General features: G+C 71.5%; 20 protein-coding genes and 1 pseudogene. 10 read left to right on the top strand and 11 right to left on the bottom strand.

Annotated features, from left to right (window positions below; genetic code table 11):
* Positions 1 to 42 precede the first annotated feature (42 nt).
* A complete protein-coding gene (locus J5V16_RS16300; protein WP_208497504.1) occupies positions 43 to 1407 on the bottom strand; it encodes a cation:dicarboxylate symporter family transporter in 1365 nt (454 codons plus the stop codon).
* A 109-nt stretch (positions 1408 to 1516) separates the two neighbouring features.
* Here J5V16_RS16300 and J5V16_RS16305 point away from each other — a divergent pair, with 109 nt between their 5' ends.
* Together J5V16_RS16305 and J5V16_RS16310 are read left to right on the top strand one after the other, a co-directional pair.
* Positions 1517 to 3118, top strand: coding sequence for an ATP-binding protein (locus tag J5V16_RS16305; RefSeq protein WP_208497505.1), 1602 nt, complete (start codon positions 1517 to 1519; stop codon positions 3116 to 3118).
* On the top strand, positions 3115 to 3792 hold the full coding sequence (locus J5V16_RS16310; RefSeq protein WP_208497506.1) for a response regulator: 678 nt from the start codon (positions 3115 to 3117) through the stop codon (positions 3790 to 3792). The genes J5V16_RS16305 and J5V16_RS16310 overlap by 4 nt, the downstream gene beginning before the upstream one ends.
* Before the next feature lie 7 nt (positions 3793 to 3799).
* Here J5V16_RS16310 and J5V16_RS16315 read toward each other — a convergent pair whose 3' ends face one another.
* From J5V16_RS16315 to J5V16_RS16345, 7 genes are all read right to left on the bottom strand, one after another.
* Positions 3800 to 4816 carry a FecCD family ABC transporter permease gene (locus J5V16_RS16315; RefSeq protein ID WP_208497507.1) on the bottom strand — a complete coding sequence of 339 codons (1017 nt, stop codon included), beginning with the start codon at positions 4814 to 4816 and terminating at the stop codon, positions 3800 to 3802.
* A 1-nt stretch (position 4817) separates the two neighbouring features.
* Positions 4818 to 5855, bottom strand: coding sequence for a FecCD family ABC transporter permease (locus J5V16_RS16320; RefSeq protein ID WP_208497508.1), 1038 nt, complete (start codon positions 5853 to 5855; stop codon positions 4818 to 4820).
* Positions 5852 to 6838: an ABC transporter substrate-binding protein gene (locus J5V16_RS16325; protein WP_208497509.1), complete on the bottom strand. Its 987-nt coding sequence runs from the start codon at positions 6836 to 6838 to the stop codon at positions 5852 to 5854. Before J5V16_RS16325 ends, J5V16_RS16320 begins: the two co-directional genes overlap by 4 nt.
* A 116-nt stretch (positions 6839 to 6954) precedes the next feature.
* The gene (locus tag J5V16_RS16330) at positions 6955 to 8412 is read right to left on the bottom strand and encodes an RICIN domain-containing protein (RefSeq protein ID WP_208497510.1); all 1458 of its coding nucleotides are present in this window, start codon (positions 8410 to 8412) and stop codon (positions 6955 to 6957) included.
* Positions 8413 to 8528: 116 nt separating this feature from the next.
* Entirely contained in the window at positions 8529 to 9167 is a 639-nt protein-coding gene (locus J5V16_RS16335) for an NADPH-dependent F420 reductase (RefSeq protein ID WP_208497511.1), read from the bottom strand.
* Positions 9164 to 10216, bottom strand: coding sequence for an LLM class flavin-dependent oxidoreductase (locus J5V16_RS16340; protein ID WP_208497512.1), 1053 nt, complete (start codon positions 10214 to 10216; stop codon positions 9164 to 9166). The genes J5V16_RS16335 and J5V16_RS16340 overlap by 4 nt, the downstream gene beginning before the upstream one ends.
* 122 nt (positions 10217 to 10338) lie before the next feature.
* Complete coding sequence (locus tag J5V16_RS16345) at positions 10339 to 10746, bottom strand: carboxymuconolactone decarboxylase family protein (RefSeq protein ID WP_243901341.1); 408 nt, start codon at positions 10744 to 10746, stop codon at positions 10339 to 10341.
* A 176-nt stretch (positions 10747 to 10922) separates the two neighbouring features.
* On the opposite strand from J5V16_RS16345, the pseudogene J5V16_RS16350 reads away from it, so the two are divergent.
* Together J5V16_RS16350 and J5V16_RS25785 are read left to right on the top strand one after the other, a co-directional pair.
* Positions 10923 to 11885, top strand: a pseudogene (locus J5V16_RS16350) (pirin family protein); the annotation flags it as partial.
* 69 nt (positions 11886 to 11954) lie between these two features.
* Positions 11955 to 12239 carry a GNAT family N-acetyltransferase gene (locus J5V16_RS25785; protein ID WP_408612472.1) on the top strand — a complete coding sequence of 95 codons (285 nt, stop codon included), beginning with the start codon at positions 11955 to 11957 and terminating at the stop codon, positions 12237 to 12239.
* Here J5V16_RS25785 and J5V16_RS16360 read toward each other — a convergent pair.
* The gene (locus J5V16_RS16360) at positions 12226 to 12711 is read right to left on the bottom strand and encodes a MarR family winged helix-turn-helix transcriptional regulator (protein WP_208497514.1); all 486 of its coding nucleotides are present in this window, start codon (positions 12709 to 12711) and stop codon (positions 12226 to 12228) included. The genes J5V16_RS25785 and J5V16_RS16360 overlap by 14 nt on opposite strands.
* Positions 12712 to 12802: 91 nt before the next feature.
* On the bottom strand, positions 12803 to 13762 hold the full coding sequence (locus J5V16_RS16365; RefSeq protein ID WP_208497515.1) for an NmrA/HSCARG family protein: 960 nt from the start codon (positions 13760 to 13762) through the stop codon (positions 12803 to 12805).
* A 202-nt stretch (positions 13763 to 13964) separates the two neighbouring features.
* Between J5V16_RS16365 and J5V16_RS16370 the strand changes: the two genes are divergently transcribed.
* Positions 13965 to 15875 (top strand): helix-turn-helix domain-containing protein, encoded by a 1911-nt coding sequence (locus tag J5V16_RS16370; RefSeq protein ID WP_208497516.1) that lies wholly within the window; start codon positions 13965 to 13967, stop codon positions 15873 to 15875.
* Position 15876: 1 nt separating this feature from the next.
* Here J5V16_RS16370 and J5V16_RS16375 read toward each other — a convergent pair whose 3' ends face one another.
* Positions 15877 to 17043, bottom strand: coding sequence for an acetyl-CoA C-acyltransferase (locus J5V16_RS16375; protein WP_208497517.1), 1167 nt, complete (start codon positions 17041 to 17043; stop codon positions 15877 to 15879).
* 158 nt (positions 17044 to 17201) lie between these two features.
* Here J5V16_RS16375 and J5V16_RS16380 point away from each other — a divergent pair, with 158 nt between their 5' ends.
* From J5V16_RS16380 to fahA, 5 genes are all read left to right on the top strand, one after another.
* Entirely contained in the window at positions 17202 to 19118 is a 1917-nt protein-coding gene (locus J5V16_RS16380) for an acetoacetate--CoA ligase (protein WP_208497518.1), read from the top strand.
* Between the two features lie 126 nt (positions 19119 to 19244).
* Positions 19245 to 20450, top strand: coding sequence for a 4-hydroxyphenylpyruvate dioxygenase (gene hppD, locus J5V16_RS16385; protein WP_208497519.1), 1206 nt, complete (start codon positions 19245 to 19247; stop codon positions 20448 to 20450).
* A 9-nt stretch (positions 20451 to 20459) separates the two neighbouring features.
* Positions 20460 to 21656 carry a homogentisate 1,2-dioxygenase gene (locus tag J5V16_RS16390; RefSeq protein ID WP_208497520.1) on the top strand — a complete coding sequence of 399 codons (1197 nt, stop codon included), beginning with the start codon at positions 20460 to 20462 and terminating at the stop codon, positions 21654 to 21656.
* Positions 21653 to 22504 carry a hypothetical protein gene (locus tag J5V16_RS16395; RefSeq protein ID WP_208497521.1) on the top strand — a complete coding sequence of 284 codons (852 nt, stop codon included), beginning with the start codon at positions 21653 to 21655 and terminating at the stop codon, positions 22502 to 22504. The genes J5V16_RS16390 and J5V16_RS16395 overlap by 4 nt, the downstream gene beginning before the upstream one ends.
* Positions 22501 to 23673, top strand: a complete 1173-nt coding sequence (gene fahA, locus J5V16_RS16400; protein ID WP_208497522.1) for a fumarylacetoacetase — start codon at positions 22501 to 22503, stop codon at positions 23671 to 23673. The genes J5V16_RS16395 and fahA overlap by 4 nt, the downstream gene beginning before the upstream one ends.
* The last annotated feature ends 141 nt before the right edge of the window (positions 23674 to 23814 follow it).

A 23814-nucleotide genomic window follows, 5' to 3' on the forward strand; every position in this document is an offset into this window, starting at 1 on the left:
CATGGCCCGGGCGGTGCGCTGCGGTCCTGGGGCGGACCCGATCTAGACGGAGGCGAGCTCCTTCTCCTTGGGCTGCTCCGGTTCCTCCGCATCGGCGGGCTTGTGGTCGTCGACCAGCGTCGCCTCGTTGAACGGCTCCTGCCCGGCGAACACCCGCGCGGCCTGGCCGCGGTCGAACTCCTTCGTCCAGGTGCCGATGAGGACGGTCGCCACGGCGTTCCCGGCGAAGTTCGTCAGTGCCCGCGCCTCCGACATGAACCGGTCGATGCCGAGGATGAAGCCCACGCCGTCCACCAGCTCGGGCCGGTGCGACTGCAGGCCCCCGGCGAGGGTCGCGATGCCCGCGCCGCTGACCCCGGCCGCGCCCTTCGAGGCGATGATCATGAAGACCAGCAGCGAGATCTGCTCGGCGACGCTCAGCGAATCGCCCTGCGCGGTGGCGATGAACAGCGTCGCCATCGTCAGGTAGATCGCGGTCCCGTCCAGGTTGAACGAGTACCCGGTCGGCACCGTGATGCCCACGACCGGCTTGCTGACGCCCAGGTGCTCCATCTTCGCGATCAGGCGCGGCAGCGCCGACTCCGAGGACGAGGTCGAGACGATCAGCAGGAACTCCCGGCCCAGGTAGCGCAGCAGCTGGAAGATGTTGACCCGGGCCGCCAGCCACAGCACGGCGCCCAGCACGCAGAACACGAACAGCAGGCAGGTCGCGTAGAACCCGAGCATGATGACCGCGAGGCTCTTGAGCGCGTCCCAGCCGGTCTCGCCGACCACGGCCGCGATCGCGCCGAACGCGCCGATCGGCGCGGCCCACATGATCATCGCGAGGATCCGGAACACCAGCTTCTGCAGGTGCCCGATCCCGGTGAGGATCGGCTCCCCCGCGCGGCCCATCTTCTGGAGCGCGAACCCGGCCAGCAGGGCCACCAGCAGCGTCTGCAGGACCGAACCGGAGGTGAACGCCGAGACCATCGTCTCCGGGATGATGCCCAGCAGGAAGTCGATCGTGGTGTGGCCGCCCGCTTCAGCCGCCGTCTCCTGCGCCGTGGCCGCCGCGGCCGGGTCCAGGTCCATGCCCGAGCCCGGGTGCAGCACATTGCCCACCACCAGGCCGATCGCCAGCGCGAACGTCGACATGAGCAGGAAGTAGCCCAAGGCGATGAGCCCGACCTTGCCGACCTTCGCGGCCTTGGCCACCGAGCCGATGCCGATCACGATGGTGCAGAAGATGATCGGCACGATCATCATCTTGATGAGGGCCACGAACCCGGTGCCGAGGGGCTTGAGCTGCTTGGCGAATTCAGGGAACGCGAAGCCGACGCCGATGCCGAGGACCACGGCGACGATGACGGCCAAGTAGAGGTAGTGCGTGCGATCGCGTCGCTTCGGGGGCGGCGGCGTGGACATCGTTGTCTCCTCGTTCAGGGGAAGTTTCCCGAAAGTATCCAACCGCTTGTGAAGCCAGTCACTATTTAGTTCATTACGGTCGCGTCAACGGCACGTGTAGAAATGGGACGTGACCAAACCGTGGCCCCTGGCCCGGCAGCTCCTCGTGCTGCAACTCGTCCTTGTCGCCCTGCTCGTGGGCATCAGCGCCTTCTTCGCGTACGCCGACGCCGAGCAGGCGACCGAGGACAACGCCCGCGAGGAAGTGCTCGCCGTCGCCGCGACCATCGCGGACTCGCCGAGCCTCACCGCCGCCCTGGCCGAGCCGGACCCCAGCGCCTTGCTCCAGCCCTTCGCCGAGCAGGTCAGGGCCGACACCGGGGTCGACTTCATCACCATCATGAGCCCCGAGGGCATCCGCTACACCCATCCCGACCCCGACCGGATCGGTGAGCAGTTCATCGGCAACACCGAGAAGGCGCTGGCCGGGCACCCGTTCACCGAGATCTACACCGGGACGCTCGGGCCGTCGATGCGCGCGGTCGTGCCCGTCTTCGACTCCGAGAGCGGCGAGATCGTCGCGCTCGTCGCCGTCGGGATCGTCATCGAGGCGATCTCGGACGAGCTCAACGAACGGCTCGTCCCGCTCGGCGCGGTCGCCCTCGGCGCTTTCGTCGTCGGCGTCGCGGGCTCTTTCTTCGTCAGCGCCCGCCTCAGCCGCCAGACCCGCGGCGTCGCTCCCGCCGAACTGCGCGACATGTTCGAGTACTACCAGGCCATCCTGCACTCGGTCCGGGAAGGACTCGTCCTCGTCGGCCGGGACGGGACGGTCGCCCTCGCCAACGACGCCGCCCGCGACCTGCTGCGCCTCCCCGACGACCCCAAAGGCCGACCCGTCGCCGCACTCGGCCTCGACGACGCCCTCGCCGCCGCGATCGCCTCGCCCGAGCCGCGCGCCGACGAACTCCACCTCACCGACACCCGCCTGCTGCTGGTCAACACCATGCCCGTGCGCTCGGGCGACCGCGGCATGGGCAACGTCGTGACCCTGCGCGACCACACCGACCTCCAGCACCTCACCGGCGAGCTCGACTCCGTGCGCGGCTTCGCCGAGTCCCTGCGCTCCCAGGCGCACGAGTCCGCCAACCGCCTCCACGCCGTCATCTCCCTGATCGAGCTCGGCAGTGTCGACCGCGCGGTCGCGCTGGCGACCGCGGAGCTGGAGGCCGCGCAGCAGCTCACGGACCGGGTCGTCGGCGCGGTCACCGAGCCGGTCCTGGCCGCACTGCTCCTCGGCAAGCTGAGCGAGGCCAGCGAGCGCGGCGTCGAACTCGAGCTGACCTCCGACACCGCCATGCAGGACCCGGCCGAGGGCCTCGACGCGCGCGACCTCATCACGATCGTGGGCAACCTGATCGACAACGCCTTGGACGCGGCGGTCGAGCACGCGGCCGAGCGGTCGCCGAAGGTGCAGGTCACCGTCCGCACCGACCCGGGGGAGCTGTTCGTGCGCGTCGCCGACTCCGGCCCGGGCGTCGCCGCGGGCGCGGACATCTTCCGTCGCGGCTGGTCCACGAAATCCGGCGGCGAGGGCGGCCGCGGACTCGGCCTCGCCCTCGTCGGCCAGGCCGTGCGCCGCAACGGCGGCCGCATCCGCGTCGCCGCCGGCAGCCCCGCGAACGGCGGCGGCGCGGTGTTCACCGTCCGCCTGCCGCTATCGTCGGACCGATGATCCGCGTACTGGTGGTCGAGGACGACCCGGTGGCCGCCGAGGCCCACCGGGCCTACGTCGAGCGCGTCGCCGGGTTCACGGTCGCGGGCGTCGTCCACGCGGGCAACGAGGCCGTCCGCTTCTGCGCGAAGCACCCGGTCGACCTGGTGCTCCTCGACTTCTACCTGCCCGACACGCACGGCCTCGCGGTGTGCGCGGCCCTCCGCGCCGCCAACGCCCCCGTGGACGTCATCGCCGTGACCTCCGCCCGCGACCTCTCCGAGGTCCGGGCGGCCGTGTCCTCCGGCGTCATCCAGTACCTCCTCAAGCCCTTCACCTTCGCGACCCTCCGCGGCAAGCTCGAGAACTACGCGGCCTGGCGGGCGCAGGTCGCCCAGCCCGGCGAAGTCGGCGGCCAGAACGACGTCGACCGCATGCTCTCCGAACTGCGCACCCCCGGCGCGGGCCCGCTCCCCAAGGGCCTCAGTTCCACCACGTTGGACGCCATCACCGCCGCCCTCGGCGACGCCCCCGAAGGCCTCTCGGCCGCGGCCGTCGCGACGACCGTCGGCATCGCCCGCGTCACCGCCCGCCGCTACCTCGAATACCTCGCGGACAACGGCATCGCCCGCCGCCAACCCCACTACGGCAGCGTCGGCCGCCCCGAAGTCTGGTACGCCCTCGTCAAAGCCTGACGGGCCGCTAGCGGCGGGCGGTTCGGATGAGGGTCCAGGCTATGTAAGGGGCGCCGAAGGCGCCGGTGACGACGCCGGTGGAGAGCTGCCAGGGGAAGGCGTGCTGGGCGACGAGGTCGGCGGTCTGGAGGACGATGGCGCCCATGAGGGCGGAGGCGGCGATGCTGTGGCCGGCGCGGCGGAGGAGGAGGCGGGAGAGGGGGCCGGCGATCATGGCGACGAAGGCGATCGGGCCGGCTGCGGCGGTGGCGACGGCGACCAGGACGACGCCGATGGCCAATAGCGCGAACCGGTCCCATTGCGTGCGGGAGCCGAGCACGCGGGCGGTCGCGTCGCCGAGTTCGAGCGGCCGGAGCACCCGGGCGGCGTAGACGCCGGCCGGGATGAACAGTGCGACGGTGACCGCGAGGAGGGTCAGCATCGTCGGGGAGGTCATGCCGGCCGAGCCGGTGAGCCAGGTGAGGGCGGCCTGCGCGTCCTGGAGGTCGGCGCGGGACACGAGGTAGGACGTGATCGACTGCGCGTAGGCGGCGACGCCGACGCCGACGAGGATGAAGCGGTACGGTGAGACGCCGCGCCGCCAGGCGAAGGCGTACACCAGGACCGCGGTCAGGGCCGCGCCGAGGAGCGCCGCGCCGGGCAGGAGGAGTTCGCTGCCGACGCCGAGGACGATCGCGGCGACCACCATCGTGCCCGCTCCGGCCGCGATGCCGAGGAAGTCGGGCGAGGCGAGCGGGTTGCCAAGGGCGCGTTGGAAGAGCGTGCCGGAGCCGCCGAGCGCGAGTCCGATGAGGAGCGCGGCGGCGGCGCGGGGCAGGCGCAGCTCCTGGACGATGAACACCGTTGCGGGCTCGCCGGTGCCGATGAGCGCCGTGAACGCCTCGACGGGTGTGAGCAGGCCGTTGCCGATGCCGACGGCGAGCCAGAACAGCGCGGCCGCGCCGAGGGCGAGCCCGGCGGCGACGAGCACGATGCGGCGGCGGGCGTCGGTGCGCACCGCGCCGACGGTGGCGACTGCGGTCATCTCAGAGCTCCACAAGGCGTCGGAAGCGGACGAGCAGCACGAACACGGGGGCGCCGAGGACGCCGATGACGACGCCGACCGGCACTTCGCCGCCGGGGAGGATGAGGCGTCCGACGATGTCCGCGCCCAGCACCAGCACCGGCCCGAGCAGCGCCGAGTAGGCGAGGATCCACCGGTAGTCCGGGCCGGTGGCGAGCCGCGCGGCGTGCGGGACGAGGAGGCCCGTGAACGCGATCGGCCCGCAGGCGGCGGTCGCGGCCCCGCACAGGACCGCGACGATGACGAAGAGTCCGGCGCGCACCAGGCCGGTGCGCAGGCCGAGGCCGCGGGCCAGCTCCTCGCCGAGGGACAGGAGGTTCAGCGCCCGGCCCGCGAAGAGCGCGGCGATGAGGCCGACCGCGAGGAACGGCAGGACCTGCTGCAGGACGGGGAAGTACCGTCCGGCGAGCGCGCCGACCTGCCACATGCGCAGCTCCTCGAGCGCGTCGGGGTCGGCGAGCACGAGCGCGGACGTGACGGAGGCGAGCATCGCCGTGAGGCAGGCTCCGGCGAGCGCGAGCTTCGCGGGCGTCGGCCCGTCCCGTCCGACCGCGGCGATCCCGTACACGGCGACCGTGGCCGCGCCGGCGCCGACGAGCGCGAACCAGACCGAGCCGCCGACGGGCATGGCGCCGAAGGCGAACGCCGAGGCGACGACCGCGATCGCCGCCCCGGAGTTGATGCCGAGGATGCCGGGATCGGCGAGCGGGTTGCGGGCGAGCCCCTGCAGGATTGCGCCGCCGACCCCGAGGGCCGCGCCGACCGCGACCGCGAGGAGTGTGCGGGGCAGGCGCATCTCGCGGATCACGGTGGCGTCGGCGCTTTGCGACGCGTCGGTGAGGACCCGCAGCACCTCGAACGGCGCGATGTCCCGGGAGCCGAGCGCGAGGCTGAGCAGGACCAGCAGCCCGACGGCGGCGGCCAGGAGCGGCAGCCCGAGCACGCGGGCGGAGACGCGCGCGGCCGAGGGGCGCGGCGCCTCGGCCGCTGCGGTCGTCACTCTTGGACGAGGTTCTCGTCGGCGGCGCGGATCACCCCGGCGAGCCGGTTGAGCTCGGCGGTGTAGTCGCCGTACGTGTGGAGCCAGTACGCCGGCCAGGTGGTCGTCTGCCCCGCCGCGTACGCGGTGATGCTCGACGAGATCGGCGCGGCCGCAAGGACCTCCTCGTTGCCCGGGTGCCAGCGGTCGTCGAACAGCAGCAGGTCGGGCTGGTACTTGTCGGCGTTCTCCATGCTGAGCGTCTCCCAGTACGGGAAGTCGGGGTCGGGCGTCTCGGGGTCGATCACGTCGAGGCCCCAGCTCTGGAAGTCGAGCAGCTCGGGTGCGTACGCGGGCACGGCGATCGCGTAGTCGGCGTCGAAGGGGCTGATCGCGAGCGCGGTCAGGCCGGGCTTCTCGGCGGTCGCGTCCTGGAAGTCGGCGACGGCGGCGTCGAACTCGGCACGGGCCGCGTCGATGGTCCCGGGGTCGGCGCCGAGCGAGGCGGCGAGGTCGGCGTACCCCTCGATGAGGTCCACGATGGAGTCGCTCTGGGCGGAGCCGACGACGGGCGCGAGGTCGGCCAGTTTCTTGCTCTCCTCTTCGACGCCGTCCTCGAAGCCGCTGTAGGCCTCTTCGACCGGCCACCAGTCGCCCACGATGAGGTCGGGCTGGAGCTCGGCGGCCGCGGCGACGTCGATCTTGCCCCACTCCTCGCCGAGGATCTCGATCCCGGAGAAGTCGGCGCCCCGCAGGCCCACGTCTTCGCCGACTGGGCTGCTCGCCCAGATGCCCACCGGCTCGATCCCGAACTCCATCAGGGCTTTCGCGGCGTACGCCTCGGCGATGATGCGGGTGGGGACCTCGGTCGCGGTGTAGGTCTCGCCGTCGCCGGAGGTGTAGGTCCAGGCGGTTCCGCCGCCGCCGGAACCGGTCTCGTCGGCCGTGCAGCCGGTCAGGAGGAGCGCGGCGGCGGCCGCGGCGGCAAGGAGTGGACGGTGCATGCGGAGGGAGTCCAATCGATCAGGTTAGCTTAGGCAAACCTTATCTCAAGGGGTTTCGGGGCCGCTGCGGGTGCGGCCGGGTCGGGGTTCCGACCCGGCCGCATCGTCCATTCAGGTCAGACGCCGAGCCAGGACTGCGGTCCGCCGTAGGTGCGCACGAGGTTCGGGACCTCGGCGGCGGGGTCGAGCGTGTAGGTGTAGAAGCTGGACGGGGTGAACGCCGATCCCAGCGTCTCCTGCCGCCCGGTGCAACCGGAGCAGATGCTGCCGGTCTGGCGCAGCTGCGCGGTGGCGTCCGGGTAGTAGGGGTTGGCGACGTTCTGGAAGTACGAGTTCTCCAGCACCATCTTCGTGCTGCCGCGCGAGTAGTTGCCGTAGCCCGAGATGTTCTGCAGGTAGTTGTTGTACAGGTGCGCGTAGGCCACGTTGTCGGTGCTGGGGTTGCGCTGGTTGGTGTCGTGGATCCAGTTGTGGTGGATGGTGATCCGCGCGGTGGTGTTCTCGGTCCAGCCGATGCCGAAGGCCTTGTTGCCCGGGCCGAGGACGTTCCACGAGACGGTGAGGTTCGTGGTGTCCTTCCTGGAGTCGATGATGCCGTCGTTCATGTTGTAGATGCGGTTGTGGTCGATCCAGACCCTGTCGGCGCCGTCCATCTGGATGCCGTCGTAGTCGTAGAGCTTGTCGTCGGGGTCGTCGTCGGCCATCATCGTGTCGCGGATGGTGAGGTTGCGGATGATGACGTTGCTCGTGGCGTCGCCGAGGAAGAACCCGCCGCCGACGATCTGGCCGGCCGTGCCCGTGCCGATGATGGTCTTGTCGGAGGACACGGGGATCTCGCGGCCCTTGGGGCTCATGTTGATCGTGCCCGCGACCTTGATGACGTACGACCCGGAGGCCGCCGCGTACCGCTCGAGGTCGGCCTGCGTCGTGACGGTGACGGTCGTGCCGCCCTGGCCGCCGGTGGTGCCCTCGCCGAAGCCGTCGAGCACGTCCACGCCCGGCGGCAGGCTCGTGCTCCCGGCGGGGTTGAGTTTCCATTGCTGGTTGGTGGCGCCGGTGGCGGTGTACTGGGAGATGCGGCCGCCGGCGGTGGTGGACCATGCCCAGACGTCGAGGGCTTTGCCCGAGGCGCGGTTGACGATGGTGGCGTAGCCGCCCGATTCGGTGACGCGCCACTGCTGGTTGGCGCTGCCGGCGTCGCCCCACTGCTGGACCTTGGCGCCGTCGGCGGTCGAGGCGCCTTCGACGTCGAGGACCTGGTTCGAGTGGCGCACTTGGATCTTGTAGTAGCCGCCGCCGGCGTCGACGAAGCGGAACTGCTGGTCGGTCGAGCCGTTGCTCGACCACTGGACGAGCTCGGCCCCGCTGGCGGTCGAGGCCGCGCGGATGCCCAGCACCAGCCCCGAATGCCGCGACTCGATGTTGTACCAGACGCCCACTTGGAGCGCGTTGGCCTTGCCGCTCTGCCAGAAGGCGAGCGAGGCGGCGACGAGGGCGCCGGTGACGAGCACGGCGAGGGCGATCGCGAGCCGCCGGTGCCGGGACAGACTGAAGGGAGGTGAAGCAGCGGTCATAGGTGCCGGTCCTATTCTGCGTGAAGCGATCACGGCCGTCGGTGACCCGAGGGATATCGATGACCGTGATATTTAATTTCTTCAATTTACATAACATGGGACCGGTGCCGCAAGACTCAAGCGGCGTCGAGGAGCCTCCGGAGGTGCTCGGCGTCGGTGTTCGCGCCGAACACCGGGCTGCCCGGTTCCATTCGAGCGCCCTCACCCAGCGGTCCTGCGACCACCGGGTCGAAACCGAGCGCGTCCACGAAGGACACGGCCGCCGCCACATCCGCGCCGTCGTCACCGGCGATCGCGATCGCCTTGCGGCCCAACGCCGCAGCTGGCCGCGCCTCGGCCTCCAGATCGTGGTAGCCCATGTGGTTGAACGCCTTCACCACATGCGGCGCGCCGAGGAACGCGCGCACCGCCTCGCTCGACGTCGAGCCCGGATCGAGGACGCGCTCTCGCGGCCCGTCCACCTCCCACCAGTGGTTCATCGCGTCCACCACCAGCGCGTCGCCCAGCGCCGCCGCCGGGATCGCGCGGAACTTCCCCAGCGGCAGTGCGAGCACCACGATGTCGGCTTCACCCGCAGCCTCGGCCGCCGTCACCGCGACGGCCCCCGGCGTCAGCACCTCGACGGTGAGCGCGATCTTCCCCGGATCGCCCGAACCGGCGATGAGCACCCGGTACCCGGCCGCGACCGCGAGGCGGGCGAGGACCGTGCCGACCTTGCCCGCGCCGAGGACGCCGATCGTTTGCGGCCGCTTCATCGCGCGCCGCCCTCGCCGTCCGCGAGCAGCTCGCGGACCATCGGGATCACCTTGGTGCCGTACAGGTCCACCGCGCGCAGGCGCGCGCTGGCCGCGAGCGCGCCGCCGGAGGAGTAGATGAGGTCGAAGCGGCCGACGTCGAGCGCGCTGATCGCCTTGGCGATGCGGCGGGCCACCGTCTCGGGCGAGCCGACGTAGAGCGAGCCGTGCTCGATCTCGTGGTCGAACTCCTCGCGGCGCAGCGGCTGCCAGCCGCGCAGCGCCCCGATGCGGTCGCGGATCTCCTTGTAGCCCGGATAGAACAGCGCCTTCGCCTCCTCGTCGGTCTCGGCGATGAACCCGGGGGAGTGGAGCCCGACCGGGTAGGCGGTGGTGCCGAGCTCATCGGTCGCGCGGCGGTACAGGTCGACGTAGGGCGCGAACCGCTCGGCGGGGCCGCCGATGACGGCGAGCATGAGCCGGAACCCGTACTTGGCGGTGCGGATGACCGACTGCGGGCTGCCGCCCACGCCGACCCAGGTGCGCAGGCGCCCGGATTCGGTCTTGGGGAAGACGTCCTGGTCGATGAGGGTCGCGCGCTGGGTGCCGCGCCAGGTGACCGGCTTCTCGTCGAGTAGCTGGTGGAAGAGGTCGATCTTCTCCTCGAAGAGCGCGTCGTAGTCGGCAAGGTCGTAGCCGAACAGCGGGAACGACTCGGTGAAGGAGCCGCGGCCGAGGATGATCTCGGCGCGCCCGTTCGAGAGCGCGTCGACGGTGGCGAACCGCTGGAAGACCCGGACCGGGTCGTCGGAGCTGAGCACGGTGACGCCGGACGAGAGCCGGATGCGCTCGGTGCGGGTGGCGATCCCGGCGAGGACGGTCTCGGGGGAGGAGATCGCGAACTCGGGGCGGTGGTGCTCGCCGAGGGCGACCACGTCGATGCCGATCTCGTCGGCGAGGACGGCCTCCTCGACGGCGGCCCGGATGGCCTGGGCGTACGAGGTGACGTTGCCCTGGTCGTCCCGGGGCAGGTCGCCGAAGCTGTCGATGCCGAACTCGATGCCGTTCACGGTGCTCTCCTCGCTCGCCGGCCCGGGGCCGGAACTGATTGACACGTCAATCATAGGAGTATGTACATGATGCGTCAACTATATGGGCCGGGAGTGCGACCGGAGACACCCTTAGGTGGTGTTTACGCAGGTGGCCGCACGGGGTGCTGGCTCAGGATCGAGACGCGGTTGAACGCGTTGATGGTGATGGCCACCCACAGGACGGCCGAGATCTGGTGCTCGGTCAGGGCGCTGCGCGCCGCCTCGTAGGCCTCGTCCTGCGCGGCGGGGTCCGAGAGGTCAGTGGTCGCCTCGGCCAGCGCGAGCGCGGCCCGCTCGGCGGGGGAGAAGACCTCGGTGTCGCGCCAGGCGGAGAGGACGCCGAGCCGCTGCGTCGTCTCGCCGGCCTTCAACGCGGACCTGGTGTGCCGGTCGAGGCAGTAGGCGCAGCCGTTCATCTGCGAGACGCGGAGGTTGACCAGTTCGACGAGGACGCGGTCGAGCCCGGCCTCGTGGGCGGCCTCGCGCGCGGCGCGCGAGGACTCGCGCATCGCCTGGAACACGGCGGGCGTCTGCTTGTCGATGTAGATCCTGGGGAGCGCGGACCCGTCACTGCTCACGTCAGTTCCTCCTCTTTCCCCGCAGGGATGGCCGTCGGCGTCCATGATCTTAAGGGCATGTGCGAATATAGATGATATGACAACTAGTCCGGATGGCAGGTGATCCAGTGAGCAACGTCGAAGCGGCTCCGGAGGAGACGCAGTGCGCCCCGACCGAGGCTTCCGGGATCGTCGAGGTGCTAGAAGCGCGCGACGTGCCCCTCGGCGGCCTCCGCGCGCTGCAGGTGCGGCGCACCCTCCCGCAGCGGGCCCGGACCCTCATCGGCGCATGGTGCTTCGCCGACCACTACGGCCCGGTCGAGGTCCCGGCGACAGGCGGCATGGACGTCCCGCCCCACCCCCACACCGGCCTGCAGACGGTGAGCTGGCTCTTCAGCGGCGAGGTCGAGCACCGCGACAGCCTCGGCAGCCACGCGCTCATCCGCCCCGGCGAGATGAACCTCATGACGGGAGGGCGCGGCATCGCCCACTCCGAAGTCTCCACTCCGGACACCGAACTCCTGCACGGGGTCCAGCTCTGGGTCGCCCTGCCGGAGGCGCACCGCGACGCCGAGCGTGACTTCCAGCACTACGTGCCCGAGGTGGTGGAGGTCTTCGGCGCCGAGATTCGGGTCTTCCTCGGCTCGCTCGCGGGCGCGGCCTCGCCGGTGCGGACGTACACGCCGCTGCTGGGCGCGCAGATCGACCTGGAGCCGAACGCCGCGATCACCCTCGCCGTCGACCCCGCGTTCGAGCACGGCCTGCTGGTGGACGCGGGCGACGTGCGCTTGGGCGGCACCGTGGTGCGCCCCGCCGAGCTCGGGTACGTGGCGGCCGGCCTCGATGTGCTGACCCTCTCGAACTGCTCCGACGAGCCGGCGCGCACGATCCTGCTCGGCGGCCCGCCGTTCGATGAGGCGATCGTCATGTGGTGGAACTTCGTGGCGCGCAACCACGACGACATCGTGCAGGCCCGCGAGGAGTGGGAGGCCGGCTCGGAGCGGTTCGGCGAGGTCGAGGGCTACCCGGGCCGCCGCCTGCCCGCGCCGCCGCTGCCGAACGCCGTCATCATGCCCCGCCGCAACCCGCCGGTGCAGGAGCCGGTCGAAGCGGTCGCCGAGCCGGTCGTGCGCCGCGTCGACGCCGAGCGGCTCTACGAGATGGCCATCGACGGCTTCCGCGCCGGGCTCACCGCCTACCGAGACCGCGGCGAGCAGCGGGTCTTCTACCACACCGAAGTGGACAAAGCGCATTCGCGCAAAGGCCTGGCCGCCACGCTGGTCGAGCAGGCGCTCAACGACGCGCGCGCGACGGGCAAGCGCATCGTGCCGGTCTGCCCGTACGTCGCGCGGTTCATCAAGAAGCACCCCGAGTTCGACGACGTGACCGACCAGCCGACGCCGCAGCTGCTGCACTGGCTGGACGCCGAGCTCACGGCGCAGTAGCGCCGCGCTTGCCGGCGAGGTGGCCGCTGAGGGTCTCGGCGAGGTCGCGGGCGGCGGCGAGCTGCTCGGGGGTGAGCGCGTCGAGGAAGAGCTCGCGGATGGCGTGGAAGTGCGGGACGCTGGAGCGCCGCAGGGCGTCCCGCCCTTCATCGGTGAGCACGGCCTCGGCGCCGCGGTTGTCGCCTTTGGCGGCCTCGCGCGCGATGAGCCCGCGCTTCTCCATGCGGCCCAGGTGATGTGAGAGGCGGCTGCGTTCCCAGCCGATCGCGTCGGCGAGGTGCGAGGAGCGCATGCGCCGCTCCGGCGCCTCGCTCAGCTCGAGCAGGACCCGGTAGTCCCCGGCGGAGATGCCGCTGTCGGACTGGAGCCGTCCTTCGATGGCGGTGCGCAGCTCCTCGGTCGTCTCGATGAACGCGCGCCAGCTGTCGAGTTCGGCGCGGGTGAGGGCGGTGCGGCCCTTCCGGGGTGGCATGGGCATCCTCCAATGTGGTTGACATGTCAATTATAGGCGCTGCAACGGGCGCGCCGCACCCGCGACGCGCCCGTCCCCCGTTCCGGCGGGGCTACTCGCTCCCGCCGCGGGTGCCCACGGCCTCCTTGTTGGCGGTGAGCCATTCGCGGAAGGACTGCAGGTCCGGGTTGAGTTCGCGGACCTTGGCGAGGTCGCGGCGGCCGGTGAACTCGGCGTCGAACTCCGCGTAGTACTGGAACATGTTCCCGACCTCTTCGGCCGCGGGGAATCCGGCGGCGCGCAGGCCCTCGAACGGGACGGCGTAGTAGTGGACGGGCTCGCCGAGCGCCTCGGTGAAGGCATCGGCAATCTCCGGGCCGGTCAGGTGCTCGCCTGCGATGCTCACGGTCTCGCCGGCGAGGTCGGTGCCGCGCTTGAAGATCCCGTAGGCGGTGCGGCCGATGTCCTCGGAGGCGATCCCGGCGAGTTTGCTGTCGCCCATGGCCATCGCCAGGACGAGGCTCCCGTCCTCTTGGCGCTGGGGGCCGAAGGCGCCGAGGAAGCCGTCCCAGTAGAACGTCGTCTGCAGGAAGGTCGTCGGCACGCCCGCCTCGGTGAACAGCGCGTTCGCCTCGCCTTTGACGTCGAAGTGCGGGACCTTGTACTCGCCCATGAGGGTCGGCATCCGGTCGTCGTCGAGGGGGACGGCCTCGCGGGTGTCCTCGAGGGTCGACCAGATCGCGTGCTGGACGCCCGCGGCCTTGGCCGCCCGGGCGAGGTTCTTCGCCTGGTCGTACTCGCGCCGGGGCGACATGTGCTCCCAGAAGTTGGTGACCAGGAACGCCCCGTACGCCCCGTCGAGCGCCTTGGCGACGCTGGCTTCGTCGTCGATGTCGGCCTGCGCGACCTCAGCCCCGAGCGCGGCGAGTGCCTTCGCCTTGTCGGAGTCGGGGTTGCGGGTGATGGCGCGAACGCTGAACTCGGAGGCGGGGTCGGCGAGGATCGCGTGGGCGAGCCCCCCGCCCTGCTGCCCGGTGGCGCCGACGACTGCGATGATCTTCTTGTCTGCCATGACGAATCCCTTCGAAACGTGTCGCTGCGTTGTTGATGCAGGTCTGCGGGTAGCCGGAAGGCTTCCCGGCCAAAAGACGCGGGGCGGCCCGCACCGGCCGTGTACTTGATGCATCATGTATCTCCTCGAAGAGGTGCATGACGTATCAACTACCGTAGCGCTAGATAGATGACGTGTCAATCAGACGAGTAGGATCGGTGACGTGGAAGACAGCCCGCCCGCCGCCGCGCCCGGCCTCGGCCCCGCCGCCGAAGCCCTGCTCCGGCTGATCGACCTGCTCGCGGCCGACCCCACCGACGAGGAACTCGCCGCGCCCCTCCGCGACCTCGAACGTTCCGGCCCCGGCCCCGAAGCGGCCGCGGCGCTCCATCGGGCCACCGACACCGCACGCACCATCAAACGCACGCTCGACCAGCGCCGCCGCCGTGAAGCCGAACTCGCCGCCCTCTTCGACACCGCCGGCGACCTCGCCGCCTCCCGCAACCTCGACGCCGTCCTGCGCGCCATCGTCCACCGCGCCCGCACCCTCCTCGCCGCCGACCTCTCCTACATCGCCCTCCACGACCCCGAGCAGGGCGACACCTACATGCGCGTCACCGACGGCTCCGTCTCCGCGCGCTTCCAGCAGCTGCGCCTCGGCATGGGCGAAGGCCTCGGCGGCCTCGTCGCCGAGACCGCGCTCCCCTACGCCAGCACCGACTACCAGATCGACTCCCGCTTCCGCCACACCCAGCTCATCGACGCCGCCGTCGAGGAAGAGGGCGTCCACGGCATCGTCGGCGTCCCGCTCCGCCTGGGCGACACCGTGATCGGGGTCCTCTGGGCCGCCGACCGCGCGCCTCGGGCTTTTGCTCCCGACGACATCGCCATGCTCGTCTCGCTTGCCAACCACGCCGCCGTCGCCATCGAGAGCGTCCGCCAGCTCGAGGCGACCGCGCGGACCCTGCGCGAACTCAGCGAGACGGCCCTGCGCTCCGAGCGGCTGAACCTCGCGTTGCGCCGCGCCGCCGACGCCCACGACCGCCTCACGGGCCTGGTGCTCAGCGGCGGCGACGTCGCCGACCTCGCCGCACAGGCCGCCGAACTCTTCGGCGGTGCGATCGGCATCTTCGGCGTCGACGGCGAGGCGCTGGCCCGCGCGGGCGAAGGCGAGGTGCGGTTCGTCGCCGAGGGCGTCGCCGACTCGCAGGCGAGCCGCGGCGCGGTCCTGGTCGACGGCCGGTGGGTGTGCGCGGTCATGGCCGGCCCGGAGCCCTTGGGCAGCATCGTCCTCGCGGGCCGACCCGCACTCGGCGAGGCCGACCGGCAGCTGTTCGAGCGCGCCTCGCTGGTCACCGCGCTGCTGCTGCTCCTGCGGCGGTCCGTGGCCGATGCCGAGGACCGGGTGCGCGGCGAACTCCTCGACGACCTCCTCAGCGACCCCGGCAAGCAGCGGGCCACCAGCGCGCGGCTCCGCGCCGGGAAGCTCGGCATGGACCTGCGGCGGCCGCACGCGGTCCTCGTCCTCGACGGCGACGCCGCTGCGCAGGGACGGCTCGCCTCGGAGGCGCAGCGACACGCCCGCGCCGAAGGCGGCCTGGCCGGGAGCCGGGACGGCCGCACGGTGCTCCTGCTGCCGAGTTACGACCCCGGCGGGCAGGCCGCGAAGCTCGCCGCCGACCTCGGCAGGGCCACCGGCCGGCCGGTGACCGTCGGCGCCTCATCCAGTGTGGACGACATCGAGCGGCTGCCGGAGGCCTACACCGCGGCCGTCCGCTGCACGGACGCCCTGATCGCCTTGGGCCGCAGGGGCGAAGGCGGCGGCATGGACCGGCTCGGCTTCATCGGCGTCCTGCTCGGCGAGTCGGGCACGGACGCGTTCGTGCGGCGCACGATCGGCCCGCTGCTCGACTACGACGCCAAGCGCGGCACCGACCTCGTCGGCACTCTGGAGGCGTACTTCGCCAACGGCGGGCACCTGGCGAAGACCAAGGCGGTGCTGAACGTCCACCTCAACACGGTCTCGCAGCGGCTCGAGCGGGTCGCCTCCATCCTCGGCCGCGACTGGAACTCGCCGGAGCGGTCCCTTGAGGTCCAGTTGGCGCTGCGCGTCAACCGGCTCTCCGAGCCCTGATCTACCTGGCGCGCAGGACGATCGCGTCACCCTGGCCGCCGCCCCCGCACAGCCCGGCCGCGCCGATCGCGCCGCTCGGGAGCTGGCGCGAGAGGGTCTGCACGAGCCGCGCGCCGCTGGCGCCCAGCGGGTGCCCGAGGGCGATCGCGCCGCCGTCGCGGTTGACGCGCTCGGGGTCGACGCCGAGTTCGCGGATGGAGGCGAGGGCGACCGCGGCGAAGGCCTCGTTGATCTCGATCGTGTCGAGGTCGGCCACGGCGACCCCGGCGCGCGCGGCGGCCGCTTCTATGGCGCGGGCGGGCTGGTGCAGCAGCGAGTTGTCCGGGCCGGCCACGGTCGCGTACGACAGGATCTCCGACTCCCATTCCAGGCCCAGCCGCTCGGCGGTGGACCGGGTGGCGAGCACGAGCGCGGACGCGCCGTCGTTCATCGGCGAGGAGTTCCCGGCGGTCAGGACCCCGCCCTCGGCGAACGCCGGGCGCAGCCCCGCCAGACCATCAAGGGTCGACTCCGGGCGCGGGCTCTCGTCGGCGTCCACGACGCCTTTGCGGGTCTCGACCGGGACGATCTCGGTCGAGGCGTTGCCCTTGGCGGCCTTCAACTGCGAGGCGAGCGCGAACGCGTCCTGGTCGGCGCGGGCGATCCCGGACTCGCGCGCGTGTCGCTCGGTGGCCTCGCCCATGAGCACCCCGTCGTAGGCGTCGGTGAGTCCGTCGAACGCGGCGTGGTCGAGCATCGTGACCTCGCCGTACTTGTGGCCGCGGCGCGAGCCCGGCAGCAGGTGCGGGGCGCGGCTCATCGACTCCATGCCCCCGGCGACGACGAACTCGAAGTCGCCCGCGCGCAGGAACCGGTCGGCGATGCCGACGGCGGTCATCCCCGAGAGGCAGACCTTGTTGACCGACAGGCTCGGCACCGTCATCGGGACGCCGCCCGCGACGGCGGCCTGGCGGGCCGGGTTCTGGCCGCATCCGGCCGGGAGCACGTGCCCGAGGATCACCTGCCCGATCCGCTCGGGGTCGACTCCGGACCGTTCGAGCGCGGCAGCGATGGCGATGCCGCCCAAGGCGGTCGCGGGCACGTCGGCGAGCCCGCCGCCGAAGCGGCCGATCGGCGTGCGGGCGGCGGCGAGGACGACGCTGGTCTCGGAGCGGTTCGCGGTTCCCATACTCCGATCGTAAGAGCGCCGACGCCCGCGTTCCATGTGCGCCGGACCCACACTTACCGCCGCGGGTATGTATACGCGAACCACTGCCCGGCCCGCGCGTTTCGGGGACACTGGCACCGACCAGCGGGCCGACGGCGGCCCCGGAGGAGGAGGCGACAGTGACCGGCGAAGTGCTCTGGCGGCCGCGGCCCGACGCGGGCGAGACCACGAACATCGGCGCGTTCGGCCGGACGCTCGCGGCCCGGGCGGGCCGGGGCCTGGACGACTACCAGGACCTGTGGCGCTGCTCGGTCGAGCGGCCCGGCCTGTTCTGGGGCGCGGTCTGGGAGCACTTCGGGCTCGGCGGTCCCGTCCCCGAGGAACGGGTCCTGACCTCGGCGGCGATGCCCGGCGCGGTGTGGTTCCCCGACGAGCGGCTGAACTACGCCGAAGCGGTGCTCAACGCGCCCGGTATGGCCCCCGGCGACGTCGCCGTCCTGGCCTACTCCGACACCCGCGCGCCGATCGAGTGGACCCTCACCGACCTCCGCTCGGCCGTGGCGAAAGCTCGTGGCGGGCTCATCGCCGCCGGCGTGGGCCGCGGCGACCGGGTGGCGGCCTGGATGCCGAACGTCCCCGAGACGTACGCGCTCATGCTCGCCTCGGCCTCGCTCGGGGCCGTGTTCTCTTCATGCGCACCGGAATTCGGGGCGAAGGCCGTAATCGACCGCCTGCGGCAGATCGAACCGGCGATCCTCTTCGTCACCGACGGCTACCGCTACGGGACCAAGACCATCCGCCGCGACCGCGAAATCGCGCAAGTCGTGGACGCCTTGCAGCCCAAGACCATCGTCACCTTCTCCTATCTGGACGAAGGCTTCGCGGTCGGCGAGCGCTGGGAGGACTTCGGTGCGGACGGCGACCTCGCCTTCGAGGCCGTTCCGTTCGACCACCCGCTGTACATCCTGTACTCCTCGGGCACGACGGGCCTGCCGAAGGCGATCGTGCACGGCCACGGCGGCATCGCGCTCGAGCACGCGAAGATGCTCGGCCTGCACCACGACCTCGGCCCGGGCGACCGGTTCCTCTGGTACACCACGACCGGCTGGATGATGTGGAACTACCTGGCCTCGGCCCCGCTGGTCGGCGCGGCCGCCGTCCTCTTCGACGGCGCGCCCGATCCTGAGGGCATGTGGCGGCTCGCCGAGGCCTCCGGCGCGACCTACTTCGGCACGAGCGCGCCGTTCCTCATGGCCTGCCGCGACCGGGGCATCGCGCCCAAGGACCTCGCCGACCTCTCGCGCCTGCGCGGCATCGGCTCCACCGGAGCCCCCTTGCCACCCAGCGGATTCGATTACGTCTACGACGCGGTCTCGGCGACCGCGCAGCTCCAGTCGCTCTCCGGCGGCACCGACCTGTGCACCGGCTTCGTCGGCGGCGCGCCCACCGTCCCGGTTCGCCGCGGCGAACTCTCCTGCCTGTGCCTGGGCGCGAAGGTCGAGTCCTTCGACGCGTCCGGGACCGCCGCGATCGGCCGCGAAGGCGAACTCGTCATCACCGCCCCGATGCCCTCGATGCCGGTGGCCCTGTGGGGCGACCCGCTCAAGCACCGCTACCGCGACACCTACTTCGACCGCTGGCCCGGCGTCTGGCGGCACGGCGACTGGATCACCATCACGGAGCGAGGCTCGGCGGTCATCTCCGGCCGCAGCGACGCCACCCTCAACCGCGGCGGCGTGCGCATGGGCACCGCCGAGTTCTACGCCGTCGTCGAAGCCGTGCCCGGCGTCACCGACTCCCTTGTGGTACACCTGGACCGCGACGACGACCGCCTCCTGGTCTTCATCGAGGCCGCCGTCGAAGTCGACGAGGCCCTCAAACGCGCCATCAGTGCCGCCGTCCGCGCCGAACTCTCCCCGCGCCACGTCCCCGACGCGATCATCGCCGTCCCGAAGATCCCCCGCACCCTCAGCGGCAAGAAATGCGAAGTCCCCGTCAAACGCCTCCTCGAAGGCGTTCCGCTCGCCGAAGCGGTAGCGGTCGGCTCCCTCGCCGACCCCACCGGACTGGAGGCGTTCATTGTGCAATCTGTATAGCGAGATACGCGAATCACTGACACCAGCTAGGCATAGCGGCCAATCGAAACGGTCACTATTGCCAACCGTTCGCCGATGCGGTGTCCTAGGCGTCGACAGCACCCTCACAGGCCACGGGAGGCACCCATGACCATCGACCAGACCCTCACCAGCCAGGAGCGACTGGCCGACCTCGACCTCGACCAGCTCAAGGAACTCGTGGGCCTCGTCGAGTACGACGCCGCCGGCGACCCCTTCCCGGTCTCGGGCTGGGACGCCGTCGTCTGGTCGGTCGGCAACGCCACCCAGACCGCCCTGTTCTTCCAGGCCGTCTTCGGCATGGAGCTCGTCGCCTACTCCGGACCCGAGACCGGCAACCGCGACCACCATGCCTACGTCCTCCGCTCCGGGGCTGTGCGTTTCGTGTTCAAGGGCGGCGTCGACCCCCGCAGCAGCCTCCTCGACCACCACCGCCGCCACGGCGACGGCGTCGTCGACGTCGCCCTCGAAGTGCCCGACGTCGACGCCTGCATCAAGCACGCAGAAGCCCAAGGCGCCCGCATCCTCGAAGCGCCCCATGACGTCTCGGACGAGCACGGCACCGTCCGCACCGCCGCCATCGCCACCTACGGCGAGACCCGGCACACCCTCGTGGACCGCTCCAAGTACACCGGCCCCTACCTCCCCGGCTACGTCGCCCGCACCTCCGGCCACACCAGGCCCGAAGGCGAGCCGAAGCGGATCTTCCAGGCCCTCGACCACGTCGTCGGCAACGTCGAACTCGGCGCCATGGACCAGTGGGTCGACTTCTACAACCGCATCATGGGCTTCACCAACATGGCCGAGTTCGTGGGGGAGGACATCGCCACCGAGTACTCCGCGCTCATGAGCAAAGTGGTCGCCAGCGGCAACCGCCGCGTCAAGTTCCCCCTCAACGAACCCGCGCTCGGCAAGAAGAAGTCCCAGATCGACGAGTACCTCGAGTTCTACGAGAGCCCCGGCGTGCAGCACCTCGCGCTGGCCACCAACGACATCCTCCGCACCGTCGACATCCTGCGCGCCAAGGGCATCCAGTTCCTGCCGACGCCGGACTCGTACTACGAGGACCCCGAGCTGCGCGCCCGCATCGGCGAGGTCCGGGTCCCGATCGAGGAGCTGCAGGCGCGCGGCATCCTCGTCGACCGCGACGAGGACGGCTACCTGCTGCAGATCTTCACCAAGCCCCTCGGCGACCGGCCCACGGTCTTCTTCGAGTTCATCGAGCGGCACGGCTCGCTCGGCTTCGGCATCGGCAACTTCAAGGCGCTGTTCGAGGCCATCGAGCGCGAGCAGGCCAAGCGCGGCAACTTCTAGGGGGCGGACGTGGCGTACTACCGCAGTGTGGGCAGCGTGCCGCCCAAGCGGCACACCCAGCACCGGACCCCTTCGGGCGGCCTCTACCGCGAGGAGCTCATGGGCGAGGAGGGGTTCTCCTCCGACTCGTCGCTCCTCTACCACTCCGGGGTGCCGTCGGCCATCGTCGACGCCGCCCCGTGGGACGTGCCCGGGCAGGCGCTCGAGGAGAACCGGCCGCTCAAGCCCCGGCACTTCAGACTCCACGACCTGACCGCGTCGGACTGGAAGGCCGTCGACGCCGTCACCGGCCGCCGCCTCGTGCTCGGCAACGGCGACGTCCGCATCTCGTACGCCGTCGCCGGCGAGGCATCACCCCTGTACCGCAACGCGGTCGGCGACGAATGCGTCTATGTGGAGTCAGGCGCCGCGACCGTGGAGACCGTCTTCGGCGTGCTCGACGCCCGCCAAGGCGACTACGTCGTCATCCCGCGCGCCACCACCCACCGGTGGGTCCCGACCGGCCCAGAACCCTTGCGGCTGTACGCGATCGAAGCGAACTCGCACATCACCCCCGCCAAGCGGTACCTCTCCCGGTACGGGCAGCTCCTCGAGCACGCCCCGTTCTGCGAGCGGGACCTGCACGGCCCCGCCGCGCCCTTCACCGTCGACGGCGAAGACGTCGAGGTCCTCGTCAAGCACCGCGGCTCGCGCGGCATCACCGGCACCCGGTACGTCTACGCGACGCACCCCTTCGACGCGGTCGGCTGGGACGGGTGCCTCTACCCGTACACGTTCAACGTCGCCGACTTCGAGCCGATCACCGGCCGCGTCCACCAGCCCCCGCCCGCGCACCAGGTCTTCGAAGGCCACAACTTCGTGATCTGCAACTTCGTGCCCCGCAAGGTCGACTACCACCCCCTCGCCGTCCCGGTCCCGTACTACCACTCCAACGTGGACAGCGACGAGGTGATGTTCTACTGCGGCGGGGACTACGAGGCGCGCAAGGGATCCGGGATCGGGCAGGGCTCGATCAGCCTCCACCCCGGCGGGCACAGCCACGGCCCGCAGCCTGGCGCGATGGAGCGCTCGCTCGGCGCCGAGTTCTTCGACGAGCTCGCGGTCATGGTCGACACCTTCCGCCCCTTGGACCTCGGCGAAGGCGCCGCCGCCAGCGAGGACCCGGGCTACGCCTGGACCTGGGCCGGGCGGGGGCCGCGCGCATGACCCCGCTCTTCGCGGGTCTCTTCGACGATGCCGCCGTGTTCCCGCCCGGGAGCGCGCCGCTGGCCCTCGCGGTGCGCGCGTACGGCGCGCGGCGGCGCGTCTGGTACGCAGGTGTCGCCGGGCCGCTGGTGCTCCCCGCGGCGGCCCTGCCGCGCCTCGCGCCCCTGCTGCCCGAAGGGGAACCGACCCTGCCGCTCTCGGTGACCTTCCCCGACGGACCCGCCGGAGTGCCTGCGTCCCTTGCCAACGCGGCCCTGCTCCCGGTCGAGCTCCGCTCGATCGAGGTCGCCGTGCCCGAGGGCGTGACGCCGGAGGCGTTCACGGCGGCCCTCGACGCGGCGCTCGAGGATGCGCCTGACCTCGACGTGTTCGTAGAGGTGCCGCGCGACGGGCGGCGCCTCCCGGTGCTGGCGGCGATCAAGGGCCGGCACCGCGCCAAGTTCCGCACCGGCGGCGTCCGCGCCGAGCTGTACCCCGAGGAAGCCGAACTCGCGGCGGCGCTGGCCGCCGCGGTCGCGGCCGGGGTGCCGTTCAAGGCCACCGCCGGGCTGCACCACGCGGTGCGCAACACCGACCCCGAGACCGGCTTCGAGCAGCACGGCTTCCTCAACCTGCTCCTCGCCGCCGACGCGCTCCTGCACGGCGGCAACGAGACCGATGCGCGGACGCTGCTGTCCGAACGGGACGACGAGCGGATCGCCGACCTCGCGCACGGCCTCGAAGGGGCGCGGGCGCGCGCCGTGCGGGGCGCGTTCACCTCGTTCGGCACCTGCTCGGTCACCGAACCGCTCGACGAGCTGATCGGCCTGGGGCTCATCACCACTCCTACCCATCCCGAGGGGCCATGACCGACATCGAACTCCCGGACGGCTCGCCGTTCGGGCCCGACAACCTGCCCTACGGCATGTACTCCACAGGGGATGGAGCCCCGCGTGTCGGGGTCCGTTACGGCGACATCGTCGTCGACCTCGCCCTCCTACTGGACGACCCGGTCTTCGCGGCCCCGACCTTGAACCCGTTCATGGCCCAGGGCCCGGCGCGGTGGGCCGAGGTCCGCGAGCGCATCCAGGCCGCGATCGAAGGCCCCGTTCCGGACGAGGCGGTGCATCCGGTCCGGGAGGTGCGGCTGCACCTGCCGATCGCGGTCGCGGACTATGTGGACTTCTACGCCTCGGAGCATCACGCGGCGAACCTCGGCCGCCTGTTCCGTCCCGGCTCGGACCCGTTGCTGCCCAACTGGAAGCACCTGCCGGTCGGGTACCACGGCCGGGCGGGCACGGTCGTCGTCTCGGGCACCGGGATCGTGCGCCCGTGCGGGCAGCGGAAGGATCCCGGTGAGGCCGTCCCGGCGTACGGGCCGAGCCGCAGGCTCGACATCGAGGCCGAGCTGGGGTTCGTGGTCGGGGCCGGATCGGCGCTGGGGGAGCGGATCGGCGTCGAGTCCTTCGCCGAGCACGTGTTCGGTGCGGTCCTGGTGAACGACTGGTCGGCTCGAGACCTGCAGGCCTGGGAGTACCAGCCGCTCGGGCCGCACCTGGGGAAGAGTTTCGCGACCTCGGTGTCGCCGTGGGTGGTGCCGCTGGCCGCGCTCGAGGCGGCGCGGGTGCCGCTGCCGCGCCAGATCCCGGCACCGCTGCCGTACTTGCGCGGCGGCGGGCACTGGGGCCTGGATGTGGACCTCTCGGTCGAGTGGAACGGCGAGCAGGTCTCGCGGCCGCCGTACCGCGAGATGTACTGGTCCCCGGCGCAGATGCTCGCGCACATGACGGTGAACGGCGCTTCGGCGCGGACCGGGGATCTGTTCGCATCGGGCACGATCTCGGGTCCCGCCAAGCATCAACGCGGCGCGTTCATCGAACTCACTTGGGGCGGCAGCGAACCGATCACGGTAAAGGGCGAGGAGCGGACGTTCCTGCTCGACGGCGACGAGGTCGCCATCAGCGCGACCGCTCCGGGCCCGAACGGCGCCCGGATCGGGTTCGGCGAGGTCGTCGGGAGGGTGCTGCCGGCGGTGTGAGCGGCGTGGGGGCGCGCTCGCGCGGCGGCTGCCGTGACCGACACGGGAGGCCCCGGGGACCCGCCCGTTCCCACCTTCACCACTACCAGTGAAAAGGACACCATCCCACAGGGGTCCGACAAGAAATCTCCGCGCGTTGCA

The organism is Glycomyces niveus, assembly GCF_017592475.1.
In the GTDB taxonomy this organism is placed as follows: domain Bacteria; phylum Actinomycetota; class Actinomycetes; order Mycobacteriales; family Micromonosporaceae; genus Glycomyces; species Glycomyces niveus.

Bases quoted from the DNA above. Each gene is read 5' to 3' on its own strand.
- J5V16_RS16330 (WP_208497510.1), bottom strand. From the start codon at position 8,412: ATGACCGCTGCTTCACCTCCCTTCAGTCTGTCCCGGCACCGGCGGCTC.
- J5V16_RS16365 (WP_208497515.1), bottom strand. From the start codon at position 13,762: ATGGCAGACAAGAAGATCATCGCAGTCGTCGGCGCCACCGGGCAGCAG.
- J5V16_RS16395 (WP_208497521.1), top strand. From the start codon at position 21,653: ATGACCCCGCTCTTCGCGGGTCTCTTCGACGATGCCGCCGTGTTCCCG.
- J5V16_RS16345 (WP_243901341.1), bottom strand. From the start codon at position 10,746: ATGCGCGAGTCCTCGCGCGCCGCGCGCGAGGCCGCCCACGAGGCCGGG.
- J5V16_RS16335 (WP_208497511.1), bottom strand. From the start codon at position 9,167: ATGAAGCGGCCGCAAACGATCGGCGTCCTCGGCGCGGGCAAGGTCGGC.
- hppD (WP_208497519.1), top strand. From the start codon at position 19,245: ATGACCATCGACCAGACCCTCACCAGCCAGGAGCGACTGGCCGACCTC.
- J5V16_RS25785 (WP_408612472.1), top strand. From the start codon at position 11,955: ATGGCCATCGACGGCTTCCGCGCCGGGCTCACCGCCTACCGAGACCGC.
- J5V16_RS16325 (WP_208497509.1), bottom strand. From the start codon at position 6,838: ATGCACCGTCCACTCCTTGCCGCCGCGGCCGCCGCCGCGCTCCTCCTG.
- J5V16_RS16300 (WP_208497504.1), bottom strand. From the start codon at position 1,407: ATGTCCACGCCGCCGCCCCCGAAGCGACGCGATCGCACGCACTACCTC.
- J5V16_RS16315 (WP_208497507.1), bottom strand. From the start codon at position 4,816: ATGACCGCAGTCGCCACCGTCGGCGCGGTGCGCACCGACGCCCGCCGC.
- fahA (WP_208497522.1), top strand. From the start codon at position 22,501: ATGACCGACATCGAACTCCCGGACGGCTCGCCGTTCGGGCCCGACAAC.
- J5V16_RS16310 (WP_208497506.1), top strand. From the start codon at position 3,115: ATGATCCGCGTACTGGTGGTCGAGGACGACCCGGTGGCCGCCGAGGCC.
- J5V16_RS16360 (WP_208497514.1), bottom strand. From the start codon at position 12,711: ATGCCACCCCGGAAGGGCCGCACCGCCCTCACCCGCGCCGAACTCGAC.
- J5V16_RS16375 (WP_208497517.1), bottom strand. From the start codon at position 17,043: ATGGGAACCGCGAACCGCTCCGAGACCAGCGTCGTCCTCGCCGCCGCC.